Annotated in this window: 20 protein-coding genes; 15 read left to right on the top strand and 5 right to left on the bottom strand. The window is 56.4% G+C overall.

Annotation, left to right across the window (positions count from 1 at the left end):
- Nucleotides 1–79: 79 nt before the first annotated feature.
- The 4 genes from J9777_RS07005 to J9777_RS06990 are packed head-to-tail and all read left to right on the top strand — an operon-like array spanning nt 80 to nt 3,024.
- Nucleotides 80–607: a TetR/AcrR family transcriptional regulator gene (locus tag J9777_RS07005; protein WP_209348013.1), complete on the top strand. Its 528-nt coding sequence runs from the start codon at nt 80–82 to the stop codon at nt 605–607.
- 45 nt (nt 608–652) lie between these two features.
- Nucleotides 653–1,870 carry an aminotransferase class I/II-fold pyridoxal phosphate-dependent enzyme gene (locus J9777_RS07000; protein ID WP_209348012.1) on the top strand — a complete coding sequence of 406 codons (1,218 nt, stop codon included), beginning with the start codon at nt 653–655 and terminating at the stop codon, nt 1,868–1,870.
- An 18-nt stretch (nt 1,871–1,888) separates the two neighbouring features.
- Complete coding sequence (locus J9777_RS06995; protein WP_209348011.1) at nt 1,889–2,374, top strand: hypothetical protein; 486 nt, start codon at nt 1,889–1,891, stop codon at nt 2,372–2,374.
- A 35-nt stretch (nt 2,375–2,409) separates the two neighbouring features.
- Complete coding sequence (locus J9777_RS06990; RefSeq protein WP_209348010.1) at nt 2,410–3,024, top strand: 2-hydroxychromene-2-carboxylate isomerase; 615 nt, start codon at nt 2,410–2,412, stop codon at nt 3,022–3,024.
- On the opposite strand, the gene J9777_RS06985 is transcribed toward J9777_RS06990, so the two are convergent.
- Together J9777_RS06985 and J9777_RS06980 are read right to left on the bottom strand one after the other, a co-directional pair.
- Complete coding sequence (locus tag J9777_RS06985; RefSeq protein WP_209348009.1) at nt 3,025–3,453, bottom strand: DUF6628 family protein; 429 nt, start codon at nt 3,451–3,453, stop codon at nt 3,025–3,027.
- Between the two features lie 102 nt (nt 3,454–3,555).
- Nucleotides 3,556–5,310: a DUF885 family protein gene (locus J9777_RS06980; protein ID WP_209348008.1), complete on the bottom strand. Its 1,755-nt coding sequence runs from the start codon at nt 5,308–5,310 to the stop codon at nt 3,556–3,558.
- A 197-nt stretch (nt 5,311–5,507) separates the two neighbouring features.
- Here J9777_RS06980 and J9777_RS06975 point away from each other — a divergent pair, with 197 nt between their 5' ends.
- The 11 genes from J9777_RS06975 (at nt 5,508) to J9777_RS06925 (ending at nt 19,961) form a co-directional block, all read left to right on the top strand.
- The gene (locus tag J9777_RS06975; RefSeq protein ID WP_245228653.1) at nt 5,508–6,980 is read left to right on the top strand and encodes a SulP family inorganic anion transporter; all 1,473 of its coding nucleotides are present in this window, start codon (nt 5,508–5,510) and stop codon (nt 6,978–6,980) included.
- Nucleotides 6,981–7,057: 77 nt separating this feature from the next.
- A complete protein-coding gene (locus J9777_RS06970) occupies nt 7,058–9,055 on the top strand; it encodes a prolyl oligopeptidase family serine peptidase (RefSeq protein ID WP_209348006.1) in 1,998 nt (665 codons plus the stop codon).
- A gap of 14 nt (nt 9,056–9,069) precedes the next feature.
- Nucleotides 9,070–11,043 carry an alpha/beta fold hydrolase gene (locus J9777_RS06965; protein WP_209348005.1) on the top strand — a complete coding sequence of 658 codons (1,974 nt, stop codon included), beginning with the start codon at nt 9,070–9,072 and terminating at the stop codon, nt 11,041–11,043.
- A gap of 110 nt (nt 11,044–11,153) precedes the next feature.
- Nucleotides 11,154–13,154, top strand: a complete 2,001-nt coding sequence (locus tag J9777_RS14790; protein WP_209348004.1) for an alpha/beta fold hydrolase — start codon at nt 11,154–11,156, stop codon at nt 13,152–13,154.
- Between the two features lie 22 nt (nt 13,155–13,176).
- The gene (locus J9777_RS06955; protein WP_209348003.1) at nt 13,177–15,462 is read left to right on the top strand and encodes a S9 family peptidase; all 2,286 of its coding nucleotides are present in this window, start codon (nt 13,177–13,179) and stop codon (nt 15,460–15,462) included.
- A 38-nt stretch (nt 15,463–15,500) separates the two neighbouring features.
- On the top strand, nt 15,501–15,899 hold the full coding sequence (apaG, locus tag J9777_RS06950; RefSeq protein ID WP_160614285.1) for a Co2+/Mg2+ efflux protein ApaG: 399 nt from the start codon (nt 15,501–15,503) through the stop codon (nt 15,897–15,899).
- A gap of 58 nt (nt 15,900–15,957) precedes the next feature.
- Nucleotides 15,958–16,749: a LysR family transcriptional regulator gene (locus tag J9777_RS06945; protein ID WP_209348002.1), complete on the top strand. Its 792-nt coding sequence runs from the start codon at nt 15,958–15,960 to the stop codon at nt 16,747–16,749.
- Entirely contained in the window at nt 16,749–17,270 is a 522-nt protein-coding gene (locus J9777_RS06940) for a GNAT family protein (RefSeq protein WP_209348001.1), read from the top strand. The genes J9777_RS06945 and J9777_RS06940 overlap by 1 nt, the downstream gene beginning before the upstream one ends.
- Before the next feature lie 182 nt (nt 17,271–17,452).
- Nucleotides 17,453–18,106, top strand: coding sequence for a hypothetical protein (locus J9777_RS06935; RefSeq protein WP_209348000.1), 654 nt, complete (start codon nt 17,453–17,455; stop codon nt 18,104–18,106).
- Nucleotides 18,107–18,129: 23 nt separating this feature from the next.
- Complete coding sequence (locus J9777_RS06930) at nt 18,130–18,693, top strand: hypothetical protein (RefSeq protein ID WP_209347999.1); 564 nt, start codon at nt 18,130–18,132, stop codon at nt 18,691–18,693.
- Nucleotides 18,694–18,725: 32 nt separating this feature from the next.
- Nucleotides 18,726–19,961 carry a hypothetical protein gene (locus tag J9777_RS06925; RefSeq protein WP_209347998.1) on the top strand — a complete coding sequence of 412 codons (1,236 nt, stop codon included), beginning with the start codon at nt 18,726–18,728 and terminating at the stop codon, nt 19,959–19,961.
- Here J9777_RS06925 and J9777_RS06920 read toward each other — a convergent pair.
- The 3 genes from J9777_RS06920 to J9777_RS06910 all read right to left on the bottom strand — a co-directional run bounded on the left by J9777_RS06920 (nt 19,958) and on the right by J9777_RS06910 (nt 22,866).
- Nucleotides 19,958–20,860 (bottom strand): sterol desaturase family protein, encoded by a 903-nt coding sequence (locus J9777_RS06920; RefSeq protein WP_209347997.1) that lies wholly within the window; start codon nt 20,858–20,860, stop codon nt 19,958–19,960. The genes J9777_RS06925 and J9777_RS06920 overlap by 4 nt on opposite strands.
- Before the next feature lie 118 nt (nt 20,861–20,978).
- Entirely contained in the window at nt 20,979–22,019 is a 1,041-nt protein-coding gene (locus J9777_RS06915) for a helix-turn-helix domain-containing protein (RefSeq protein ID WP_209347996.1), read from the bottom strand.
- Nucleotides 22,020–22,080: 61 nt separating this feature from the next.
- Entirely contained in the window at nt 22,081–22,866 is a 786-nt protein-coding gene (locus tag J9777_RS06910) for a hypothetical protein (RefSeq protein ID WP_245228529.1), read from the bottom strand.
- Between the last annotated feature and the right edge of the window lie 168 nt (nt 22,867–23,034).

Genomic DNA, 23,034 nt, shown 5'->3' with positions numbered 1-23,034 from the left:
AGCAGATGCTACACTTGTAGCGATATGTAGCACTCGCTACAAGCCCTCTATGGCTCGCAAACCTCAGCCCAGGAAACGAATGTCGCGAGAGACTTTGCTCCCGCAATTGGCGGCCTATGCATTGCAGCATGGGTTCTCCGACGCCAGCCTTCGCCCGATGGCCAAGGCTGCGGGCACCAGCGACCGGATGCTGCTCTATCATTTCGGATCCAAGCAGCAGCTGATGGATGAGCTTTTATCGCATCTGGCGGATATCTATGCAGCGGCCTTGGACGGCGCGTTCCCCCAGGGTAGAACCACGTCGCTGCGCGCGTGCATCGATCAAGTAATGGCGGCAACGCGCAGCGAACCGTTCAAGCCCTTTTTGCGCTTATGGTGGCAATCAGTGGCTGGCGGCGTTTCTGGCGAACCCGATTGGGCGCAGAGCTCGGGCCGGATTATGGGGACGATGTTGGCTTGGCTAGAAGAGCATCTGCCCGAAGGGTTGGACGATCCTAGCGGCACCGCGCACCATATGCTCGCGGTGATCGAGGGCGCGTCAATGCTTGATGCGGTCGGGCGTGGCGAAATAGCTGACCTTGCGATTGAGAAGGCTTTTCCTGAGTAGCTTGCGCTTGCCGCTGCAATGCGCGCCGCCTACAGCCTAGCCACTATGAAAAAGACCACCGGAATGGACCGCAAGGTCACGCAGAAATGGCGCCCCGCAACGCAGGCCGTGCGCGGCGGCACCTGGCGCAGCGAGCATGGTGAGACCAGCGAGGCGCTCTTCCTGACCTCGGGCTATACATATGACGATGCTGCAACCGTCGCCGCGCGCTTCGCCGGTGAAGATGACGGGATGACGTACTCGCGTTTGCAGAACCCGACCGTGGCAATGCTGGAAGAACGGATTGCTCTGATGGAAGGTGCAGAGGCATGCCGCGCACAAGCGAGCGGGATGGCGGCGATGACCGCGGCTCTGCTTTGCCAGCTCTCGGCGGGTGATCACTGCGTTGCGGCGCGAGCTGCGTTTGGCTCATGCCGCTGGTTGGTTGATCATTTGCTCCCTCGTTTCGGGATAGAGACAACCGTGATCGATAGCGCGGTGAATGAAGAATGGGACAAGGCAATCCGGCCCAACACCAAAGTGTTTTTCTTCGAAAGTCCGGCCAATCCGACGCTCGACATTGTCGACATGGAATATGTCTGCAAGCTGGCGACCGCGCATGGCATCACAACAGTGGTCGACAATGCGTTTTGTTCTCCTGCATTGCAGCGCCCGATGGAATTTGGCGCGGACGTGGTGGCCTATTCGGCGACTAAGCTGATGGACGGGCAGGGCAGGGTGCTCGCCGGTGCCGTCTGCGGGAGTGAAGAGTTCATCAATGAAACGCTGCTGCCATTCCAACGCAATACCGGCCCCAACATCGCGCCGTTTAATGCGTGGGTGGTGTTGAAGGGCCTCGAAACGCTTAGCCTGCGGGCGCACAAGCAGAGCGAGACCGCGCTCAAGCTCGGCCGGTTTATGGAAGAACGGATCGTTGCGGCGGGTGGGACAATGCTCCATCCGGGCCTGCCTAGCCATCCAAGCTATGATCTCGCGCAACAACAAATGGACGCCTGCGGCCCGATTTTCAGCTTCGTGGTAGACGGCCGGGCCCAAGCCCACGCGATCCTCGATGCGCTACAACTCATCGATATCAGCAATAATATCGGCGACGCCCGCAGCCTGATGTGCCATCCCGCCAGCACCACCCATGCGGGCCTAACCGACGAAGACCGCGCCGAAATGGGCGTGCTTGAGGGTATGCTCCGCGTCAATGTCGGACTCGAAGATGTCGAGGATTTGATCGAAGATATGGACGGGGCGTTGGGTGTAGCTGGGCTGTGATGCGTTTGCGCAAGGGTTGTGAATGAAGGGATCGGTTTGATGAGATTTACGAGATTGTTGTTTGCTTCGCAGCTCCTTTGTTTGCCATTGATTGCCCACGCATCCGAAGTGAATCTGGCGAAATTTTTCAACCACTATCCCTTCGAAGAAGTCGCCGGCGAAACATTCGACGGTAATGAAGCTGTCCAGCGAGTTGTGCGAACCGCGCTGTCCTCCTCCAAATTGGAAAGCACTGTATTGAAGGACCTTTCTGTCGTCGTGCCGATCGATGGTGTTGACGGATACATGCAATCCCGGGCCTGCGAGGCGCATAATTGCGGAGATCACAACCGAGTCATCGCTGTAAAGATCGACGGGTCGAAGGGCGCTGTTTGCTATTATAATGCTGCCGTTGCCAGCAATCCTCGCTGGTTCGTCGATGGGGTGATAGTGTACGAGCAACCTACCGGCGATTGCGAAACTGGCCGTCTAGCCAGCCCGGTTATGGAAGCCCTCATGGGGTAGGTCGGCACTATCTGCCGCGATTGAGAAAGAAGACAATGACCAAGAGCATCGAACTACTTTTCGACTTCGTCAGCCCCAACGCATATTTCGCCTATTATCCGCTCAAGGATATCGCAGCGAAACATGGGGCGAGCATTGAAATCACGCCTGTCTTCCTTGCTGGAATGCACAAGCTGACGGGTAATGCGCCGCCCTTTATTCGCGATGGTGAGGTCAAGGGCAAGAACGAGTATGCGATGCTGGAGATGAACCGTTTCATCGTCAAGCACGGCATGACCAAGTGGAAAATGAACCCGAAATTTCCGTTTAACTCGGTGACTTTGCAGCGCGTGCTGTGCGCGGTTGAGGGCGACGAACGTAGCAAGCTGCTCGATGCATTGCTGCCCGCGATTTGGGAAGACGGTGTGGATGCAACCGATGCAGCGGCGATTGCACCGGTTTTGGCGAACGCCGGGTTCGATGCAGCCAATCTGCTTGCGAAAACGCAAGCGCCGTCGGTCAAGCAAGTGTTGATGGACAACACCGACAAGGCGGTCGAGCGGGGTGCGTTTGGTATTCCAACGTTTTTTGTCAATGCGGGTGACGGAGATGAAATGTTCTTTGGCAAAGAACGCCTTGGTCAAATCGAGGAATTGCTGGCCAGCGGCTGATCAGCCTTCCAATTGCCGACCTGCGTTTGCGAGCGCATTGTTAAACGCCTGCGCGACTGTGAAAGCGCGGCAAGCGTGTTCGCAGCCGGTTAGCTCACCCAGATCCCCTTTCGCTCTCGACGGGTTTTGGCGGCACATCGCTAGTGTTTCCAGCAGCAGCCCTTCGTCACGCGTCATCCGCCGTGCGCAGCAGGGAGAGAGCATGATGCTCCGCTCCGATGCCTGTGCGACCTCAGCCATGAAACAGCGCAGCAGCACCAAGGGCTGGCGGAAACCTGTTCCGAAAAATCGCATCGCTAGCATCACAGCCTGAGCATCGCGCAATCCATGCGTGCCCATGCGGCGCATCATCAGCAATATTGTGCGATCTGTGCAGGCGGTTGGCAGTGGCAGGCACAGTGTGGGGGCGGAATCTTCAGGCGTGCTCATCGGCGTTTCTCCAGAATACGATTCGGAAGCTAACGCTAATGATAATTATTCGCAACAATGGTTTTGAGTAATGTGGGTATGAAGCCTATGCGGTGACAGCGCCTACGGGTACTCAACCCCATCCAGCCCTTGCCCGCCATCAGCGATGAACTGCTGGATGCGCTCTTCCAGAACAGGCAGCGGCACTGATCCAAGCGCCAGAATTATGTCGTGGAATTTGCGGATATCGAAATCGTCACCGAGTTTCTCTTCTGCTTCCGCGCGCAAACGCCGGATCTGCATTTCACCCAGCTTGTAGGCGAGGGCTTGTCCCGGCCAGCTAATATAGCGGTCAATTTCCGTTCCTACCTCGTGACGCGATAGCGCTGTGCGGTCGCCGAGATAGGCCAAGGCCCGGTCCCGGCTCCATCCTTGTGAGTGGATGCCGGTATCAATCACCAACCGCGCTGCGCGCCACATCTCGTAGGAAAGACGGCCGAACTTTTCATAGGGTGTGCGGTAGATGCCCATTTCTTCGCCGAGATACTCAACATAGAGACCCCAGCCTTCACCCATGCCGCTGAAATAGATGCGGCGGCGGAATTCGGGCGTTTCGCCTTGCTCCCGTTGGAACGCCGCTTGAAAAGAGTGACCCGGAGCGCATTCATGCAGAGTCAGGGCAGGGATGTTGTAAAGTGGGCGAGAGGGCAGATTGTGCGTATTCATCTGGCAATATTCGTATCCGCCACGCCCTGCAGTATAGAATGGTGCTATATCGGGCGCGACCGGACGGATCGAAAAACGGTGACGTGGCAAAAAGCCGAAATAGTCTTTCATTTTGCCGTCGACGCGCTTGGCGACATAAGATGCTACGCCCATCAGCTCGTCGGGTGTCTTGGCGATAAATCGCGGATCGGTGCGCAGGCTTTCATTGAACTCTGCAATCGTTCCTTTGAACTCCACTTCGGTCATGATTTGACGCATCGCCGCCTCGATCCGCGCGACTTCTTCCAAGCCAATGGTGTGGATTTCATCGGCAGTCAGGTCGAGTGTGGTGTATTGCCGAATTTGCTGCGCGTAATACGCTTCACCATCAGGAAAATCATGCGCGGCAAGCGTTTCGCGCGCGTTCGGTAAGTACTCATCGCGCAGGAATGTGAGCAGATCGCGATAAGCGGGGATGACGTGGTTTTCGATCACATCCAGCGCTCTTGCCTCGATACGCGCGGCGTCGGCAGCGGAAAACCGGCCAGGCTGCTGCGCAACTGGCGCGAAAAACGGGTTTGCGCGGCCTTTTGCTAAGTAAGCTTCGATGGATACGTCACGGCCCTCCAGCGTCACTTGTGGGACGCTAAATCCGCGATCCAGGCCACTGCGCATATTGGCCATATGCTCGGCAAAGAAACGCGGGATGCTTTGCATCTGGCTGATATATTTCTCGTAGTCCTCAACTGTCTGGAAACCGCTTGTCGGCGCTAGATAACTCCAGAAGTTGGAATCGCTATTGAGCGGCATTTCCCATTCTCGGAACTGTGCATCCCCGATCTGCTCGGTCAGAACGCTGCGCAGGACGGCAGCATTTACGGCTTCATCAGAGGACAGTTCTTTCGCAGAAATACCGTCCAGTTTTGCTAGCAGCTGCGTCAATACCGTGGTCCGCCGCTCGTAATCTGCGGGAGTCACGCTGGGCAGAGTGTCGCCGCGCTCACTTTCCTGCCAACGCGAGTAGTCTTCATACAGTGCTTTCAACTGCTCATCGGCGCTGGCATCACTCGCAGCAGGACGCGATTGCCAGATAACTGTCTGTGCGGTTGCTGGCGCAGCAACTCCGGCCAAGAGAGCAAGTGAGAGCGCAGTAGTAAGCGAATTTTTGAGCATGAAATCTCCTCTGTGGCGAGCGGTTTAAAGCGGCGCACCGGCAAGTCAAATTGCTGAATACGTGCCCATCTTTAGCCGCGCTGTTGTGCATTGCAGCATAAACCTCTAGGCGCGCGGCGAACATCATGCGCGCGATCTGCGTGCTTCATACAGATTTGGAAATGACTATGGCTGCTGACAGCACCTTCGCTGCCACAATGAAACGCGATTGGTTTGGCAACATCCGTGCGGATATTTTGGCCGGCATCGTGGTCGCACTTGCTTTGATCCCGGAGGCGATAGGTTTCTCCCTGATCGCTGGCGTGGACCCGAGCGTGGGCCTTTACGCTTCGGTCGCGATTGCGATGGTGATTGCGCTGGTCGGCGGCCGTCCGGGCATGATCTCTGCGGCGACGGCTGCGGTTGCAGTTGTCGTGATCCCATTGGTCAAGGATTACGGCGTCGATTATCTGTTCGCTGCGACGATTTTGATGGGCATTATTCAGGGCATTGCGGCGCTGCTGCGGCTCGACCTGCTGATGCAATTTGTGTCGCGTTCGGTCATTACTGGCTTCGTCAACGCGCTCGCGATCCTGATTTTCATCGCGCAGATTCCGCAGCTCACCGATGTTGGTTGGGAAACCTATGCGATGGTCGCGGCTGGACTCGCCATTATCTACGGCTTTCCCCGCATATCGAAAATCATTCCGAGCCCGCTGGTTGCAATTGTTCTTTTGACGGCGGTTGCAATCTTCTGGAACGTGCCAGTCAACAATGTCGCAGGCGAGGGCAAACTGCCTGATGGACTGCCAACATTTGGCATCCCCGATGTGCCGTTCACATGGGAAGCCTTCATGGTGATCCTGCCCTATTCACTGACGATGGCTGCGGTTGGTCTGCTCGAGAGTTTACTCACTGCGCAGATCGTCGATGATATGACGCATACGGACAGCAACAAGCAGCAAGAGAGCGCCGGGCAGGGTGTCGCCAATATTGTGGCAGCATTCTTCGGCGGTATGGGCGGTTGCGCGATGATCGGTCAGTCGGTGATCAACGTCGCCTCTGGCGGTCGCGGGCGCTTGTCGACCTTTACCGCAGGTGCATTCTTGCTGTTCCTGCTGACGGTGCTTGGTCCTTATGTTGGCAGTGTGCCGATGCCGGCACTCGTGGCGGTCATGATCATGGTATCGATCGGTACTTTCAGCTGGAACTCGATCGCCAATATCAAACGTCATCCGCCGACATCTTCGGCGGTAATGCTGGCGACCGTTATTGTGGTTGTGTGGACGCATGATCTTGCGATGGGCGTGCTGGTCGGTGTGCTGCTGTCGGGCATCTTCTTCGCCGGCAAAGTCCGCACGATGTTCAGCGTTGAACGTATCCGGCGCGAGCATAGCGCGGTTTACAAAGTCACTGGGCAGATATTCTTTGCCTCAGTGGACCGGTTCATCGCCGCGCTCGGCCCGGAAAGTCAGTATGAAGACGCTGCACATCACGTTGTGATTGACGTATCCACCGCGCATTTCTGGGACATCTCGGCGATTGAGGCTTTGGACAAAGTTGTCGACCGGATGCGACGCAACGGTCGCCACACACGGATTGTCGGTTTGAACACCGCCAGCGCCGATCTGTTCGACCGCTTTGCGCTGGAAGACCGTACGGGCCTCGAAATCGGCCTGGCACCGCACTGAGCGTAACGCAGGACGCACTTGTCTATTTTCCCCAATAACTTATCCTGCGACGGGATTGGAATATTGGGGCTGACTACATGAACCGGGTTATTGCCGCGCTGGCGGCATTTGTAGCGTGTGTACCGCTGGCGGCGGCATCGGCTCAGGATGCCGAGCCAGCGGAATCGCAGCAAGTTGCTGCATCGTCGCAATCTGCGGTTTCGGTGCCTGCAGCTTTGGAGCCCAAGCCTCCCATCGTCCCGACTTCTGCCTTCGCATCGCGCAGCAGTTTTTGGGGTGCCGAGCTTTCTCCCGATGGCGAAGTTCTATCGCTATTCCGCCGCGTCGGAAGCAATGTAAAACTCACCGTGATCACGCCTGAGACCGGCAGGGCGTATGACGCGATCGACTTTGCCGACGGGGCACAGGTCGAGTGGTACAAGTGGGTCAATAATGAGAAGATGCTTATTCAATTTTCGGGGATAGGTACGGTAGGATCATGGCAAGTTCGCTTCACTCGCTTGCTACTCGCATATCCAAAGGAAGGAACGTACGATTTCTTGGTGGAGGACCCACGCAGCACACATGGCGGGACTGTCATCCACACTTCTGAGGATGGCGACTATGCGTTGATTGCGCATCGCGGCGACGGTCGTTTCTACACGCCCAGTGTGTTTCGGTACGAGCTCAAGCCGGGTGGGGCGATTACGAAAATTCAGGAACCGAAGAAGAATGTATTCTCCTGGATTGCAGACAAAGATGGTGTGGTCCGGCTGGGCATGGGGTGGCGCAACCGCAGACTCCACATTTGGTACCGCGCCGGTGCGGACGACAAATTTGAACGTGTAGCCAAGATCAAGCCCGGCGATGAGGAGAGCTTTTTTGAAGCAATCCAGATCGTCAGTGGTTCGAATCGCGGTTACGTATTGGATGAGGGCGAGAGCGGCCGCGTCGGCGTTCGAGTGTTCGACTATGAAGCGCGAGAGATAGTCGAAACCTTCTATGAAAATCCCGATTGGGATGTCGAGGATGTTTGGTGGGAAGACGGTGAACCTTTGGCGGCGTTTTACACCGATGATCGCCAGCAGGCTGTCTGGTTCGATGACGAGTATGAGAAAACCTATAACGATTTGAAGGAGGCTGTGGGTGACCGCGATGTCTGGATAAGGTCGCGGTCAAAGGATGGCGGAAAATTGCTCGCATGGGCTGGTAATGAGGCTGATCCCGGCGTGCTGTATTTGTATGATCGTGAGAGCAGGAGCCTCTCTGAAATTGCTCAATACCGGCCTCAAATCGACTTTGAGAATCTCGCGAAGCCCAAAGCGATTACCTACACTGCGCGCGACGGCACCGACATTCGCGCTTATCTGACCTTGCCGCGAGGCCGCGGGGCGAAAAACCTTCCGATGATCATTCTACCGCATGGCGGACCGTTCGGTATCCGTGATTCGCTGACATACAATGATGAAGTGCAGTTTCTCGCCAATCGCGGATATGTAGTGTTGCAGCCCAATTTTCGCGGATCGGGCGGATATGGTGACGATTTTTACGAGCTGGGTTCAGGTCAAGTCGGGCGCGGGATGCAGGATGATTTGGACGACGCAATGGATTGGGCCGTGGCCGAAGGGACTGCCGACAAATCACGGATCTGTGTCGTCGGCGGATCATATGGTGGGTATGCCGCGCTCTGGGCCGTGCTACGCAATCCGGAGCGTTATCGATGCGCCGCCAGTTGGGCTGGCGTGACCGATTGGGATCGGATGCTTCGTTATGACCGCCGATACCTAACGCGCGAAGCAGGCAAACGCTGGATTGCAAAAATCGAAGGCGACGATGATTTCGACCTAAAAGATGTATCACCTTACAGGTCGGCGGAAGGTTTGACCCGCCCGGTACTGTTGGCGCACGGCACGGCTGACAATAACGTACCTTTCAAGCAATTCGAGCAAATGAAAAAGGCGGCAAGCAAATCGGCGGTGCCGCTTGAACTGCTAGTGATTGAGGATGAGGGGCATTCGTTCAGCAAAGCCGAAAGCGAACAGGCTTGGTATGACGCGTTGGAAGCGTTTCTAGCGAAGCATAACCCGGCAGACTGACAATGCGAACCACCATGAAAACTACTTGGCGCTGTGTTTTGTGTTTCGCGGCATTCGTGTTGGGCACCGCAGTTTCGGCGCAGGATGCTACTCCAGCGCAGACGCAGCAAGCGACTGAATCGCTGACCGCTGGCCTGCCCGAACGCGTTCCGACTGCCGCTTTTGCCGAACGCAACCAATTGCGCAGCGCGCGAATTTCGCCCGATGGCAAGTGGATTGCGATGCGGATGACGCTGGACGATCGGCCCAATCTCGCGCTGTTCAATGCTGACACGAAGAAGCCCTATCGCCGCATTGCCATGCCCGAGGATGTGGAGCTGAAATGGTTCCGCTGGGCTGGGCCAAAGCGTGTGCTGTTTGCCGTTTCGTCCAGCACCGGTTTGGAAGGCCGTAAACGCCGCTTTTCACGGTTGTACTCACTCGATACCGACACGGGTGAGCGACTGTTTATCGGTCGTAACGGGCAAGGCCTTTATGGTGATGATCTGATCCATGTCGCGCCCGATGGATCATTCGTGCTGCTAGCGATTCAAAAGAACATCTACAATTGGCCCCAGGTCATGCGCTTTCCGCTGGACCGGAAAAGCAATGGCGAAAACGTTCAGGGGCAAAAGCGCAACGTACTCGACTGGTGGGCCGATAATGAAGGCGTGGTCCGGGTCGGGGGCGGCTGGGTCAATAATCGGTACCGCGTCTATTATCGCAGCAGCGAAGATGACGGTTTCGACCAGATTGGCAAACTGGCCGCAGATTCTGCTGAGATGGAAAGCTGGCAAGTGAGTAGCCTGACCGCAGGTTCTGACATTGGCTATGTAATCCAGAAGACCGACAGCGGGCGCAAGGCGCTGCTTCGCTACAATTACGCTACGCAGGAAGTTGTCGATACGGTCTACGAGAATCCCCAATGGGATGTGAACGATGCCTATTTTGACCGCGATAATACGCCAATTGCGGTGTCCTACACTGCCGAGGCGGATGAGATCGAATGGCTCGATCCTGATTTGGCGACGCTGCAAGGCAAGATGAGTTCTGCCTTGCCTGAGGGGAATGCACGGATTGTGTCGCGGGCCGATGATGGCAGCCGGATGCTGATCTGGGCGGGCAATGCCGGCGACCCGGGCGCAATGTATATTTTTACCCCGGCAACGAAGAAGGTCGATCTTTTCCTGGAAATGCGCCCGCAAGTCGATTTCCGGCAGCTCGTGATGCCCAAGGCGATTTCTTACACCGCACGCGACGGAACCGAGATCAATGGCTTCCTGACGCTACCGAAAGGCCGTGAGGCAAAAGGGCTGCCGCTCGTGATCCTGCCGCATGGAGGGCCTTACGGAATCCGCGATACATTACGCTACGATGACGAAGTCCAACTGATGGCCAATCGCGGCTATGCGGTGCTGCAACCGAATTACCGCGGATCAGGTGGCTATGGCGATGCGTTCGAAGAACTTGGTGATGGCCAGATCGGGCGCGGGATGCAGGACGATCTTGATGATGCGATGGATTGGGCCGTGGCAGAGGGGATTGCCGATCCGAAGCGCGTTTGTGTCGTCGGCTCAAGCTATGGCGGATACGCAGCAATGTGGGCGGTGCTCCGCAATCCAGAGCGCTATCGCTGCGCCGCGAGCTTCGCTGGAGTGAGCGACTGGCGGTCGCTACTGTTGTATGATCGCGACTATTTCTCGACCAAATTCTACCGCGAATGGCGTGACCGAGTAGAGGGCAATGACGAGGATATCACACTCAATGAAGTGTCACCCTACCGATCGGCTGAGAACCTGACGCGACCGCTGCTGCTTGCTCACGGGAAGAAAGATAGCCGTGTGCCGTTCGACCAATTCGAGAAGATGCGGGACGCTGCGCAGAGTACCGGACAGCTTGAACTGCTGGTATTTGAAGACGAGGGCCATAGCTTCGATAAGAAGGAAAGCGAGCAGGCTTGGTATGACAAGCTCGAAGCATTTCTGGCAAAGCACAATCCAGCGGACTGAAGATGCGAACCAACAGAACCTTTACGTGGCACCATATCCTGCTTTCTGCGGCAATCATGTTGGGGACGGCCGCCTCTGCCCAAGAAGTAGACTCCGGAGAAGCGGCGTCAGTGCCCGCGCAGTCTACAGAATTTGTGCAACTGGATGACGGCTGGCCGGAGTTGATCCCTACTTCGGCATTTGCGTCACGTACAGCATTGCGTAGCGCGAAACTGTCACCGGACGGCGCACATCTGGCCGTACAGACGACTGTCAAAGGTCGCGCCAAGATCGCCATTTTTGACGCCGAAACGCGTGACTTGGTTGAAACGCTTGATGTCGGGCGCGGCGATTGGATGAACTGGTTCCGTTGGGCGGGCCCGAACCGAATCTTGTATAGCATCGACGGAAATGGCTTCTCCACGTCGCGGCGGTATTTGATGACCGGTCAGTGGACGACCAGCCTGATGGTCTATGACAGGCCAAGCAAGGCCACGCATTTTATTGGTTTCAAGGAGCAGGGTTTCGAGGGCGATGATGTGCTCTACACCGATCCTGCAGGCGAGTATGTGATTCTATCACTTTCGTTGAAAGTCGGTCTCGATCCCGATGTCTATCGCTATCCGCTGGACGGAAGCGGTGCCAACAAAGCGGTCAGGGTTCAAAAGCGGCGCAAAGGCATCGACGAATGGTGGGCCGATAATAAGGGTGTCGTGCGGATCGGCATGCGCTGGCAAAACCATTCGAAGCTTGCCTTCTTCTATCGCGGATCAGCCGAAGAGGATTGGATCGAAGTCGCTAAAGTCAACAAGCATGAGCGTGACGAAGTCGACAATTGGGACTTTCTCAGCATCCGTGCGGGCACCGACACCGGCTATGCGTTGGTTCGCGATGAAACAGGGCGTAAAGTCTTGCGCGAGTTCGATTATCGGACGGGAACGTCGGGTGCTATCGTCTATTCGCACCCATCACGCGATATCAGAGGCGTGCAGGTTGATAGCGAAGGCGTACTTATTGCCGCGACATATGAAGATGACGCGCCAAGAACGCATTGGTTCGACCCCGATCTGAAGAACACGCAATCTCAGTTAGAGGCGGCGTTGGGGGCAGGCCGGGTGCGGCTATCGCCTGTTGCCGGAACCGAACGGATGATTGTCCGCCATGGCGATGCGAATGATCCGGGCGCGATGTATATTTTCACGCCGAGCCAGCGGAATCTGGACCTGTTCAGCGAGTATCGGCCCGATGTCGATTTCCAGCAATTGGCCGATGTTCGCGTCATTACCTACACCGCGCGCGACGGAACGCCGATCGAGGGATACCTGACATTGCCGAAAGGCAAACCAAAGCCTGAATCGAACGGAAAGTATCCGTTGATCCTGCTGCCGCATGGTGGGCCGTATGGCATTCGGGACTCGCTGATTTACAACGATGAAGTGCAATTGCTGGCCAATCGCGGTTACGCGGTTCTCCAACCCAATTTCCGCGGATCTGGCGGTTATGGTGAAGCGTTTGAAGAGCTCGGTAACGGACAGATCGGCCGCAAAATGCAGGACGATCTTGATGACGCGATGGATTGGGCTGTTGCCGAAGGTCATGTTGACCCCGGCAGAGTTTGCGTGGTTGGCGGAAGTTATGGCGGTTTTGCTGCGCTGTGGGCTGTGATCCGCAATCCCGAGCGCTATCGCTGCGCGGCTAGTTGGGCTGGGGTTACCGATTTTGATGAACAGCTGAAACACGATCGCGATTACTTCACCCGCCGCGCTGGCAGGCGCTGGCGCAAGCGCGTCGAAGGTGAGCAGACCATTCTCGATCTCGATGATTTCTCACCAGCAAAGCAGGTCGCGCGACTAACCCGGCCGGTCTTGCTGGCGCATGGGACGTCGGACCGCGTTGTTCCGTTTGCGCAGTTCACTGCGTTCAAAGACGCTGCGGAAGAGCATGGCAAGCCAATCGAGACGTTGGTTATACGCAGAGAAGGACACGGTTTCAGCAGCAAGAGTAATGAGCGGCGTTGGTACGATGCGCTCGAAGCGTTTCTGGCCGATCATAATCCGACCGATCGTCCTCCTCCGCCAGAGAAAGATGAGACTGATGGCTCAGGCGGTATCAAGCGCGTGGATGAACTATGATCAAGGACATTGCGAGTAGGGCATGCTGACTGCAGCGGCGTTGCTTCTTGGCAATCCCGCTACTGCGCAGGATGATGCCGGTACCGTGGAAGCATCTGCTCCGGTTGTGAATTCGGCGGAGGTTGATGCGGAAGCTCAGTCAAGTAGTGAACCAATCGCAGCACCAATTGTTGAGCCTGACCGACGTCCCAAGCTGATCCCGACCTCTGCATTCGCTTCGCGTAGTCAGATATTCGACGCCGAGTTGTCTCCCGATGGCAGCAAGTTCGCTTACAGGCTGAATTCGGATGGCCGGGCGCGCATTGCCATCTTTGACGCGGCGACGCGCCGGGCGATCAGGACCATCGACGTTGGAGAAGCGGGCACTGCGCGATGGTTCCGTTGGGCGGGCAACAACCGGCTATTGTTCACTCTCAGAACAAGGGCCTTGCTGGGCTTCAGGTCGATCGCGGCCTCCCGCTTGATGGTTCACGATCTCGTGACCGAGCAAACTCACCCAATCGGCTTGAGCAATCGCAGTACCGATGGCGGTGATGTATTGCATGTCGATCCGCAGGGGCAATTCGCGCTTCTATCAATGGGCGAGAACACCTTTTCCGATCCGTCTGTATTCCGTTTCCCGCTCGATGGTTCGGGAGAGGAAGCGGGTACCTTGGTGCAGGCGCGCGAGAACGGGATCGACCAATGGTGGGCCGATCACAACGGCGTTATCCGGTTGGGATTGAAGCGCGCGGGAGAACGCAAACTATCCTATTATTACCGTGCCGGTGCCGATGAAGAATTCGTTCATGTGACAAAGGCCTCGCTGGGTGAAGAAGCTATCGATAAATGGGATATCCTTTCCATCGCTGCCGACGGGGATATCGGCCAAGCTTTGGTTGAAGACGAACGTGGATTCAGTGTGCTCCGCGAATTCGATTTCCGCACGGGCACTGCCGGCGAGCTGATCTATGCCAATCCCGATTGGGGCCTTGAAAGTGCTTATGTAGACGAGAAGGGGGCGGTCCTCGGCGCAGAATTTGTCGATGATATAGAACGATATGAGTGGTTTGATCAGGATTTGGCGCGCCATCAAAACCGGCTTCAAAGATCGCTGGGCGAGGGCGCAGTGCGGATTCTGTCGCGCTCGGCCGATGGCACACGGATGCTCGTTTGGCATGGCGGTGGCAGCGATCCGGGTGTGGTCTATGTTTACACGCCGGGCCGCAACAAGCTCGACGTGTTTGGCGAGCTGCGCCCCGATGTTGATCACAAGCAACTTTCGCCGCCACAACCCATCACATACTCTGCGCGCGATGGCACGCAGATCAGTGGGTATCTCACGCTTCCACGAGAACGCGGCAGCGGCAATTTCCCACTCATCGTAAATCCGCATGGCGGCCCTTACGGTATTCGCAGCACGATGACCTACGACGATGAGGTCCAAATGCTCGCCAATCGCGGCTACGCCGTGCTGCAACCCAATTTTCGTGGATCGGACGGGTTCGGACGCGCGTTTGCCGAACTCGGTTATGGCCAGATTGGCCGGGCCATGCAGGATGATATCGACGACGCGACTGACTGGGCAATCGCGCAGGGTTACGCTGATCCGGAGCGGATATGCGTGGTCGGCGGATCCTATGGCGGATATACGTCGCTATGGGCGGTTATCCGCAATCCAGAGCGCTATCGCTGCGCCGCAAGCTGGGCTGGCGTGATGGACTTCGAAGCGCAGCGTAAACATACGCGCGAAAAGCTTCCCCGCCGGAGCCGCAAAGACTGGAATGACAAGATCGTAGGCGGCGATATTGAATTCAGTTTCGACGATGTCTCTCCGGTGCAGCAGATTGAACGGCTCACAAAGCCGGTATTGCTTGCTCACGGAAAGTATGACGGGATCGTGCCATTCTCCCAGTTCACGGCAATGCGTCAGGCGGCCGAGGAGAATGACATTCCGGTCGAGACATTGGTGTTCGATGATGAAGGCCACGCGCTCAGCGAAATGGTCAATGAGCAGGCCTGGTACGACGCGTTACTCGCGTTTCTTGCGAAAGAGAATCCGGCCGATTTCAACACGCCGGAGATAGTCGAAGAACAGGCAAAGTTGGCGGCTGAACGAGCCGAAGAGGCTGAGGCCGCGCGAAAAGCCGAAGAAGAGCGGCTTGCCGCAGAAGCCGAGCGGAACGCCAACGCACGCAAAAAAGCCGGTCAGTTAATGGACGCTGTGGCGATATTCTCGACTCAGGCCGGGGCCAAGAAGCGCAATGCTCCTGCCGCAAGTCCGGTACTCTCCGTTGAGGATAGCGTAGAAATTCCTGCGCCCGAGTAATTGCCGATTGGCAATCGGCTCGCTACATTCGCCCTGCTATGAAGGAATTGTTCCAACACGCCGCCATTACTGAAGGCATTACCGTGCGGGTCGCGGTGAACTTTCTCCCCGAGCAATCGCAGCCCGAAGCGGGTAAATGGTTCTGGGTCTATCACATCCGGATAGAGAACGACTCGGATCAGACCGTACAATTGCAGTCGCGCCACTGGCGGATCACTGATGCGCGCGGAATGATCAATCATGTCGACGGCGAAGGGGTGGTGGGTGAACAGCCGGTTCTCGCGCCTGGGCAAACCCACGATTACGTATCGGGTTGTCCGCTAACCACACCAAGCGGTTCGATGGAGGGTTTCTACACCTTCACCACCCGCGAAAATGCCCCGATTGAAGTGCGTATACCGTTCTTCCCGCTCTCAGCGCCCGCAACTGCGGATTAAGCCCCGTTCCGTGTTCAAGGTTGTGCTGCTTTGCAGCAGGCACTAAATCGGCTCAACTATGAAGCGTACTCACCTCCCTCTCAACGCCCTGCGCGTCTATGACGCAGCGGCGCGGCATTTGTCCTTTACCCGCGCGGCAGACGAATTGGCGGTGACGCCTGCAGCCGTCGGCCAGCAGATTCGTGCGCTTGAAGATCATTTGGGGACGGTGCTGTTTCGCCGTACTAGTAAAGGGCTTGAGCTTACGCCCGAAGGCTGCGCAGGTCTCGACTCGCTGCGCGATGGCTTCCTGCGCTTTGAAGAAAGCGTGCAAGCGATGCAGGCGGGGCAGGCGAGCGACAGCTACACTATCGCCGCACCGCGTGAATTTTATGCGCAATGGCTCGCCCCGCGTCTCGCCGAATTTCGCAAGGATAATCCCGAAATTCGCTATCAGCTGGTTGAGGATGAAAACGCGGACTTTACCGAAGCCAATCTGGACGCCGCAATCCGTCTGATTGACGGACCGGGCGATCTGCACGGCGTTGAACTCGCTCCCGCACAGCGCGTGGTGGTCTCGATCGACAGCGCACCCGATACATGGATCAATTGGCCGGGCGCGCCCTTACCCGAAGGGGCTGAAGCAACCGTCGAAGTCGGCAATGCGGGACAAGCGCTCAGTTCAGCGATGGCCGGAATGGGAAAAGCGATCCTGCCTTACTTGCTCGTGTCGGAGGCGGTTGATGCTGGGCGGCTCGACATTCTCGAAGGCCCCGATGAAGGTCGCCGGGCCTATTGGTTGGTCGCGCCACCACCACAATGGCGCCAGAAAAAAGTCAAAGCGCTGGTCGCATTCCTCAAGGGCGAATAATGAGCGTACCGCCAACTCCGACGCTGGAGACAGAGCGGTTTATCATGCGCAAATTGGTGAAAGACGATGCGCCCGCTTTGTGGCCGACGCTGTCCTCTGACGAACACTGCCGATATCTGACGCGCGCGCCATTTGCTTCGCTGGAAGAACTCGAAGGCTGGCTGCTCGCGCCAGATTGGAACGGGCGCAGCTGGAGCGCAGTCGATCGCGAAACCGGCGAGGTTGCCGCGCGGCTGGTGGCTGTTCCAGTGGGCGAAGCGACCGCCGAAATCGGCTACATCACCGTCGCAGACCGCCAAGGCGAAGGTATTGCCAGCGAGTGCGCCCGCCGTTTGATAGCGCATCTGTTTGAAGAGGAAGGTCATCACAGGCTGACCGCCGGCACCGACCCGCGAAACGCAGCCTCCAATGCGCTGCTCACCCGCATTGGCTTTCGCCGCGAAGCTCATATGATCGAGAGCTGCAAAACGCATTTGGGATGGTGCGACGAATATTATTGGGGGCTGTTGAAGCGAGAGTAGGGCTAAGCGTGATTGGCGCTTGAATTGTCTAATATTAGAGCGCCAACTCTGGTGCTACGTCCGATATATATCAAATTTGTCCGGCATTCGGTGCATTGGATAGTTGGTCTAATTAAGTATGAATTTCACAAAATCTCTACTTCGTGTATACAAACTATTGTCAGGCTGGGGGGCGATTCTTTATGAGTGATGTGGATACTTCAATCCGGGGGTCGAAACCGGATGGAGAGCCAGAGGTTGCTAACGATAAAGAATCCGTAACTGCAGAACCCCTTCCGCAGCGTGTGCAGCAGCGGACTATATTTGTTTCCATTTTAATTGTTTTGTTTTGTACTTTTGCCTTGTACATTTATGCAGGTGCTTGGCTGCAGTCGATTTGGAGTGATGGCGATGCTGCAGAAATGCCGATTTTGGATCGGCTGATCTCCATGTCACAAGTCGGCGCTTCGGGTCGGTTAGTCGTACCAATCACATTCTTGTTTCTCGCTATCATTTCGTTTTTCATTGAGAGCGAAATGCCGAGATATTTATGGTGGTTTACTGGCGGTGCAGTAATCGTTTTACTGATCGCGACGCTTGGGCTCTATTTCTATGTGGGTGGACGGTCATTCGTACAGAATATTTTTCCGTCTTTTGATACCGTAAGTGGAGCACTTGCCGAGATTGACCTCAACAGTAATTTGAGCGGTGAAGAAGCCGACAAGGCGATGCGTGAAACTGTGTCGAGCATGCTGTCAAATCTCACTGGCGGAGTCGTATTCGGGTTTCTTTGGAGTACGTCGATTGCGGTCTCGATAATCAAGAATAAAACGGTTGCGCCAAAGGACATGATTTAGACAGTCGCAGTTTTGGGGGGTGTATGTACAAGCAGATATGTAAATGTGTGGCTATTCTAGGCATATTTGTACTCACCCAAGGTGTTGCCGTCGCTCAAGAGAGTGGCGAAAAGTTTTTTGTGAAGATGTCTAAAGACAACAGAATTACAGTGTATTGGAAGCACAACTCGGGTTCATCCAGTAAGCAAAACGTTATTGGAAGTGAGAAACCAAAACCAGCCGAAGTGCCTAAGACCTATATTGTGGGTACGATTGTTGGAAAAAATTGGACTAGTATTCAGCAATGGGTTTTTTCCAGAGGGTTTGTTAACAAAGCAGAAATTCAAGAGCCAATTCTGATCAGTCTTAGGGGGTCAGGAAAATTCTGCCCATCTCCCAACGGGGTTACCGCACACGCCAAAATATACAAAAAACAAAGCTCGGTTGAAGAGCTAATGGCTGGCATGTTGGAGTTGGGGCACATGTATGAGGTTTGCAACGACAAGGGCCAATATAAAAGTGCCGGTCGATCAAAAGTGGCGGTTCGCATGTTGGGGAATTTTCTTAGAGACAAGATGGGAAAGAGATTTTCACTGAAATTTAGATAATTTCATTTTCGAGATCAGAGGTTGGAGGAGTTATGTTTTTACGCAAGTGTGGTGTGATGTTGGCTTCTTTGGTTGCGGCCGGTTTCATGATTTCGGCAAATATTGCGCTGTCTCAGGATTTAGATGAGGGCGAGGTCGAGGGGGCCACATTGGGCTCCGGCGCGTACTCTTTTGCCGAACTTGAGCCTGGTAGCGCAGCAGGGGCTGAATTTCCGATTGATATCCCGGACGGCGCCGCATTAACTGTAACTGTATTTGATGAATCTAATCAGCCAGATCGAAAATTGGCGGTGTTTGTGCGCGATGTAGAGGGGATGGTCACCGAACTTAATCCGATCAGGAGTCAGCACGGCACGATCGAAGTGAACTTGCCGGCGGCAGTACGCGAACAGGCAACACTTGAGGTTCTTGATCGATCTGGTCTTGGCGGACGCATTGGAATTTTGCTCCGGGATCGCGCGACCCAGAGCCGACCACGCCCTGAGCCTGCAAAGATCGAATTCTCGAAAGGGTATAAAGAGGCCAAGGGCACGCTTCAAACAAATGGGGAAGTATTGTTCGAGTTCGACGCAGAAAAGGGGCAAACGCTACTGATTTGGATGGACAGCGCGGAACTTGCAGCGTTCGATTCAATTTTGCGGTTATATTTCGGTGATGAAACCACCGGGGAAATTGTGGCTACCAATGATGATATGTGGGGAAGTCTGGGCTCACTCATTGTCTATCGAGTTGCCAAGAGTGGTAAATATACGGTTAGAGGGGCCGAGGTTGATGGCTTGGCGGGCAACTTCACAGCGGCCTTTCAGCTTTTTGATAAAACGGCCGCAACACCAACACGGTTGCAAATCAATGGCGCCGCCCACGCCGGTGCACTGACATCGACCTCGCCGTTAGAAATCGACTCCGAAGCGCCAAGGGCTATGCGGTTTGAGTTGTTTCACATGCCGTCTCACCTATCTGCGGAGGAGCTGGTCGAAGCCGATGAACAGGTTCGTATTGTGCTGTCGAGTAGCGATTTCGACGCTTTCCTAGAAGTCGGTTACTACACGCCGTTCGGATTTTCCGTTGTAGAATCCAATGATGACACGGTTGGCGATAATTCACAGATCGATCTCAATCCGGCCGTATTTTTGACGAAGTTTGGTAGGGATGAAACGGAAGAATGGTGGCAGAAGCTTCGCATTCGAGCGCGTAGCAGCTTAGGGGGAAGCGGTGATTTTCAGATTGCTATCACGAAGGCGTCAGTAGGCCCAAAGCCCAGCCGCTAAGCCACCATCATCCCGACACCGCCGCCAAGCGTCGCTGCGGTTAGCAGCATCGTCATTGCCACGACCGACGCGAGTTCTGCCGGGCGGCCGGTCATTACAACCGGCTTGGCGACGCGGCGGAATTCTTCTTTGTAGCGTGGGTTTTCGGTACCCATCATCCGGTCCCACCAGGTGAAGTAGAAGCCGAAATTCGAATTACCCGCTTGGTGGTGCAAATCATGGTGTGTGGTGGTCGAAATCCAGTCGGTCCATTTGCTGTCGACCCAGCCTGCGGGGAACAGCTCGACACCGGCATGCGCCATCACATTGCGGAAGATCATGTGCCACAGGAAGAAGAACATCGCCCAGCCGGCATAGGCCACGCCCATCAGACTGGTGGCGAGCAGGAATAACGGAACGAAGGCGGCTTCGAACACGGCTTCCCACGTCGCGAAGCTGTAAGCGGTCCACGGCGTAGGCGTGCGCGATTTATGATGATGCGCATGGGTCGCGAGGAACAGGCGCTTGTGGTGGAGCGTGCGGTGCATCCAATAGAAGTAAGCGTCATGGGCGACCACGATTATCGCGAATTGGATCGCAATGAGTGCTAGCGATGCGCCCTCCAGTTTCAGCTCGATGATGCCATATTCGCGCAGTACCAGCGTGCTGATCGTGGTCACCGCGAAAATGAACACCGTGCGTAGTGAGGAGAAGAACTCGCGGGTATAGTCACCGCGTTTCGCAAATTTGGTCTGGATGCGGCGGTTGGACGCCCAGCGTTTGAATACGAATAGCAGTACCGTCAGCAATCCGGCCGCGACCAGATAACGGGTCAGATCGAAATAGATCCCCATCATCATGTGCTCGCTGATTTTCTCGAGCAGTGTCGTTTCAGGTGCGCCTAATTCGGGGGTGGTCATGCTGTGCTCCGGTTGAGGTGATGCACAGACAATGGTGAAGAGGCAATGAAAAGGCTCCGCAAAGCCGGAAAAAGCCGGTCATTTTCGAAATTGCACCGTCTTTTTCAGTTTTGACCAGTTACTCTGAGATACTCTCACCGATCGCTAAACGGCGGAAATCCGTGGGTGTGGAGCCTGTTTCGCTGCGGAAGGCGCGGTTGAAAGTCGGCAGCGAATTATAGCCCAAATCCATCGCGATTGTCAGCACCGGCAGATCGACATGCGCTTTGTCAGCCAGTTTTTCCTTTGCTTCGGCGATGCGGTGGCGGTTGAGGAAGCCGGAGAAATTGCGTTCTCCCAGCCGCTGGTTGATCAGCGCGCGCAGCCGGTGTTCGGGCGTTTCCAGATGCGCGGCGAGAGTGGCGATGGTCAGCCCCGGCGTGCGGTAATATCCCTCTGCCATGGCCGCATCCAGCTTCTCGCGCAGCACGTGTTCGGCGGGGGAAAGCGTGGGTTCGGCGGGCGGGACTGGTTCGCTCTCAGCGGTATCCACCAGCAATTCGGCATCTGTTTCGAGCAAGATCACTGCGGCAAACACGGTCAGCGCGAGGATTAGCAGGCCGTTGACCAGCTGCACTTCGGGATAAGGGATGTTCGCGCCGACGATCACTTCGAACACCAATATCCCGGCAGCCTGCAACGCGACCAATATCGGCAGCCACATCCGGATCACCCGCCGTTTCTCGATCAGATCGTCACCGCGGCCCAGCCATGCCACGCGGATCAAATCGGCCAGCAACACCAGCGATGCCGCGTGGATGCCGTAAAATCCGACGGGGCGGGTGGACTGCATAAAGTGCCCCATAAACCAGAAGCCGAAGAACACCGCCATAAAGCCCCACACCGCCAGCGGCGGTGCGTCGCGTTCGAACAGACGCCTTGCAAACAGCCACGCCCAGAACGGCGTCAGCAGCGAAACGAAATCGATCCACGGATCAATCCAGCGCGGCAACAGGATGGTGGTGGAGGAATTGATGACATAGGCGGCAGAGCCGATCAGCAAACCGGCCAAAGCAACTTTCAGCGGCGGCCGTATCCGCCCGGCCAGCATCACCATCAGCAACAGGAAACTCGCCCCGGCGCTGGCGATGCGGATAAAGGTGTCCCAATCGATGACCATCGCGGGGAGTGATAGCGGATCGGCGAGCGGGCGCTAGTCCCGCATGGCCATTGCCGCAGCATTATCTCGGCGGGTTATCCTCCAGATCCTGCAAATATTGCTCGGCCATTTCGCGCGCGCCATCGTCGAGCCCGCCAACGCCGGGCAGCTGCGGGAAGCCGTCCGCATCGTCATTGTCCCACCAATCCTGCGCCGAGCCGGCATCCGCTCCATGCGCCTGCGACTGCCGCCAATGCTTGCGCCGCCGCCATGTATGGATTGCCATAGCCCGCGCGGTGACCTGCGCGCTGAGCTGGCGCTTGTGGTCAGCCAATTCGCGCCGCGCTTGCTCCAATAGCTCGTCATAGACCGGATGTCCCGGCCCGATATCCTCGGCCGTAGGCCCGTATTTCTGCGGCAGGCGATAACGCAGCAGGAAACGGAGCAAGGCATTGTCCGGCTTGTCCCACCAGCCCAATATCTCGCCGCCCGAGACAATCGGCGTAGAGGTGCCCTGAACCGCGCGCTCCAACGCGCAATCTTCGAGCCGCTGCACCCCGCGCTCCAGCGCCGCATCCCACGCCGCCGCAAAGCCCTCCGCACCCGGCCGATGGCGGAGTTTGTAGAGCGCCTCCAGCGATTTGCCGATGGACTTGGCAGCCTGCTTGACGATGCCGGTGGCGGCGAGCGTGGCGACAAAGCGCCGCTGGCGATCCGGCGTGATCGAATTGGAACGCGGTTCCTTGTGGAGATAAGGCTCGAAAGCGAGCAGCGGGTCGTCGTCCTCGGGCGGAGACGAGACGTGCGCGACGGCGGAAGTGGCTTGGCGGGGAGTGGCCCTCGTGGGCACGGAAGCTTCATCGGCCATAGTTCAGTCTCGATATCTGGCGTTGACCCGGTCCGACCCAGACGGACCGCAAGCGCGACCGCGCGCCGCCGTTAGGCGTAGCCAAGTGAGCGGACGCGAACGCCGGCGATTGAGGCTAAACAAAAAAACAGACTTGGGTTGGGATGGCGTGGTCGGTTTCGGGCATGA

The sequence above is a fragment of the Pontixanthobacter sp. CEM42 genome (genome assembly GCF_017812015.1).
Classification (GTDB): Bacteria; Pseudomonadota; Alphaproteobacteria; order Sphingomonadales; family Sphingomonadaceae; genus Pontixanthobacter.
This window is presented reverse-complemented; position numbering and strand designations above follow the sequence as displayed.

What these genes read in the sequence shown, in the direction of transcription:
- J9777_RS06915 (WP_209347996.1), bottom strand. Translation starts at nt 22,019, where the DNA reads ATGGTCATCGATTGGGACACCTTTATCCGCATCGCCAGCGCCGGGGCG.
- apaG (WP_160614285.1), top strand. Translation starts at nt 15,501, where the DNA reads ATGAAGGAATTGTTCCAACACGCCGCCATTACTGAAGGCATTACCGTG.
- J9777_RS07005 (WP_209348013.1), top strand. Translation starts at nt 80, where the DNA reads ATGTCGCGAGAGACTTTGCTCCCGCAATTGGCGGCCTATGCATTGCAG.
- J9777_RS06965 (WP_209348005.1), top strand. Translation starts at nt 9,070, where the DNA reads ATGAAAACTACTTGGCGCTGTGTTTTGTGTTTCGCGGCATTCGTGTTG.
- J9777_RS06940 (WP_209348001.1), top strand. Translation starts at nt 16,749, where the DNA reads ATGAGCGTACCGCCAACTCCGACGCTGGAGACAGAGCGGTTTATCATG.
- J9777_RS06970 (WP_209348006.1), top strand. Translation starts at nt 7,058, where the DNA reads ATGAACCGGGTTATTGCCGCGCTGGCGGCATTTGTAGCGTGTGTACCG.
- J9777_RS06985 (WP_209348009.1), bottom strand. Translation starts at nt 3,453, where the DNA reads ATGAGCACGCCTGAAGATTCCGCCCCCACACTGTGCCTGCCACTGCCA.
- J9777_RS06955 (WP_209348003.1), top strand. Translation starts at nt 13,177, where the DNA reads ATGCTGACTGCAGCGGCGTTGCTTCTTGGCAATCCCGCTACTGCGCAG.
- J9777_RS06910 (WP_245228529.1), bottom strand. Translation starts at nt 22,866, where the DNA reads ATGGCCGATGAAGCTTCCGTGCCCACGAGGGCCACTCCCCGCCAAGCC.
- J9777_RS06945 (WP_209348002.1), top strand. Translation starts at nt 15,958, where the DNA reads ATGAAGCGTACTCACCTCCCTCTCAACGCCCTGCGCGTCTATGACGCA.
- J9777_RS06920 (WP_209347997.1), bottom strand. Translation starts at nt 20,860, where the DNA reads ATGACCACCCCCGAATTAGGCGCACCTGAAACGACACTGCTCGAGAAA.
- J9777_RS06935 (WP_209348000.1), top strand. Translation starts at nt 17,453, where the DNA reads ATGAGTGATGTGGATACTTCAATCCGGGGGTCGAAACCGGATGGAGAG.
- J9777_RS06930 (WP_209347999.1), top strand. Translation starts at nt 18,130, where the DNA reads ATGTACAAGCAGATATGTAAATGTGTGGCTATTCTAGGCATATTTGTA.
- J9777_RS06980 (WP_209348008.1), bottom strand. Translation starts at nt 5,310, where the DNA reads ATGCTCAAAAATTCGCTTACTACTGCGCTCTCACTTGCTCTCTTGGCC.
- J9777_RS06975 (WP_245228653.1), top strand. Translation starts at nt 5,508, where the DNA reads ATGAAACGCGATTGGTTTGGCAACATCCGTGCGGATATTTTGGCCGGC.
- J9777_RS06925 (WP_209347998.1), top strand. Translation starts at nt 18,726, where the DNA reads ATGTTTTTACGCAAGTGTGGTGTGATGTTGGCTTCTTTGGTTGCGGCC.
- J9777_RS07000 (WP_209348012.1), top strand. Translation starts at nt 653, where the DNA reads ATGAAAAAGACCACCGGAATGGACCGCAAGGTCACGCAGAAATGGCGC.
- J9777_RS06990 (WP_209348010.1), top strand. Translation starts at nt 2,410, where the DNA reads ATGACCAAGAGCATCGAACTACTTTTCGACTTCGTCAGCCCCAACGCA.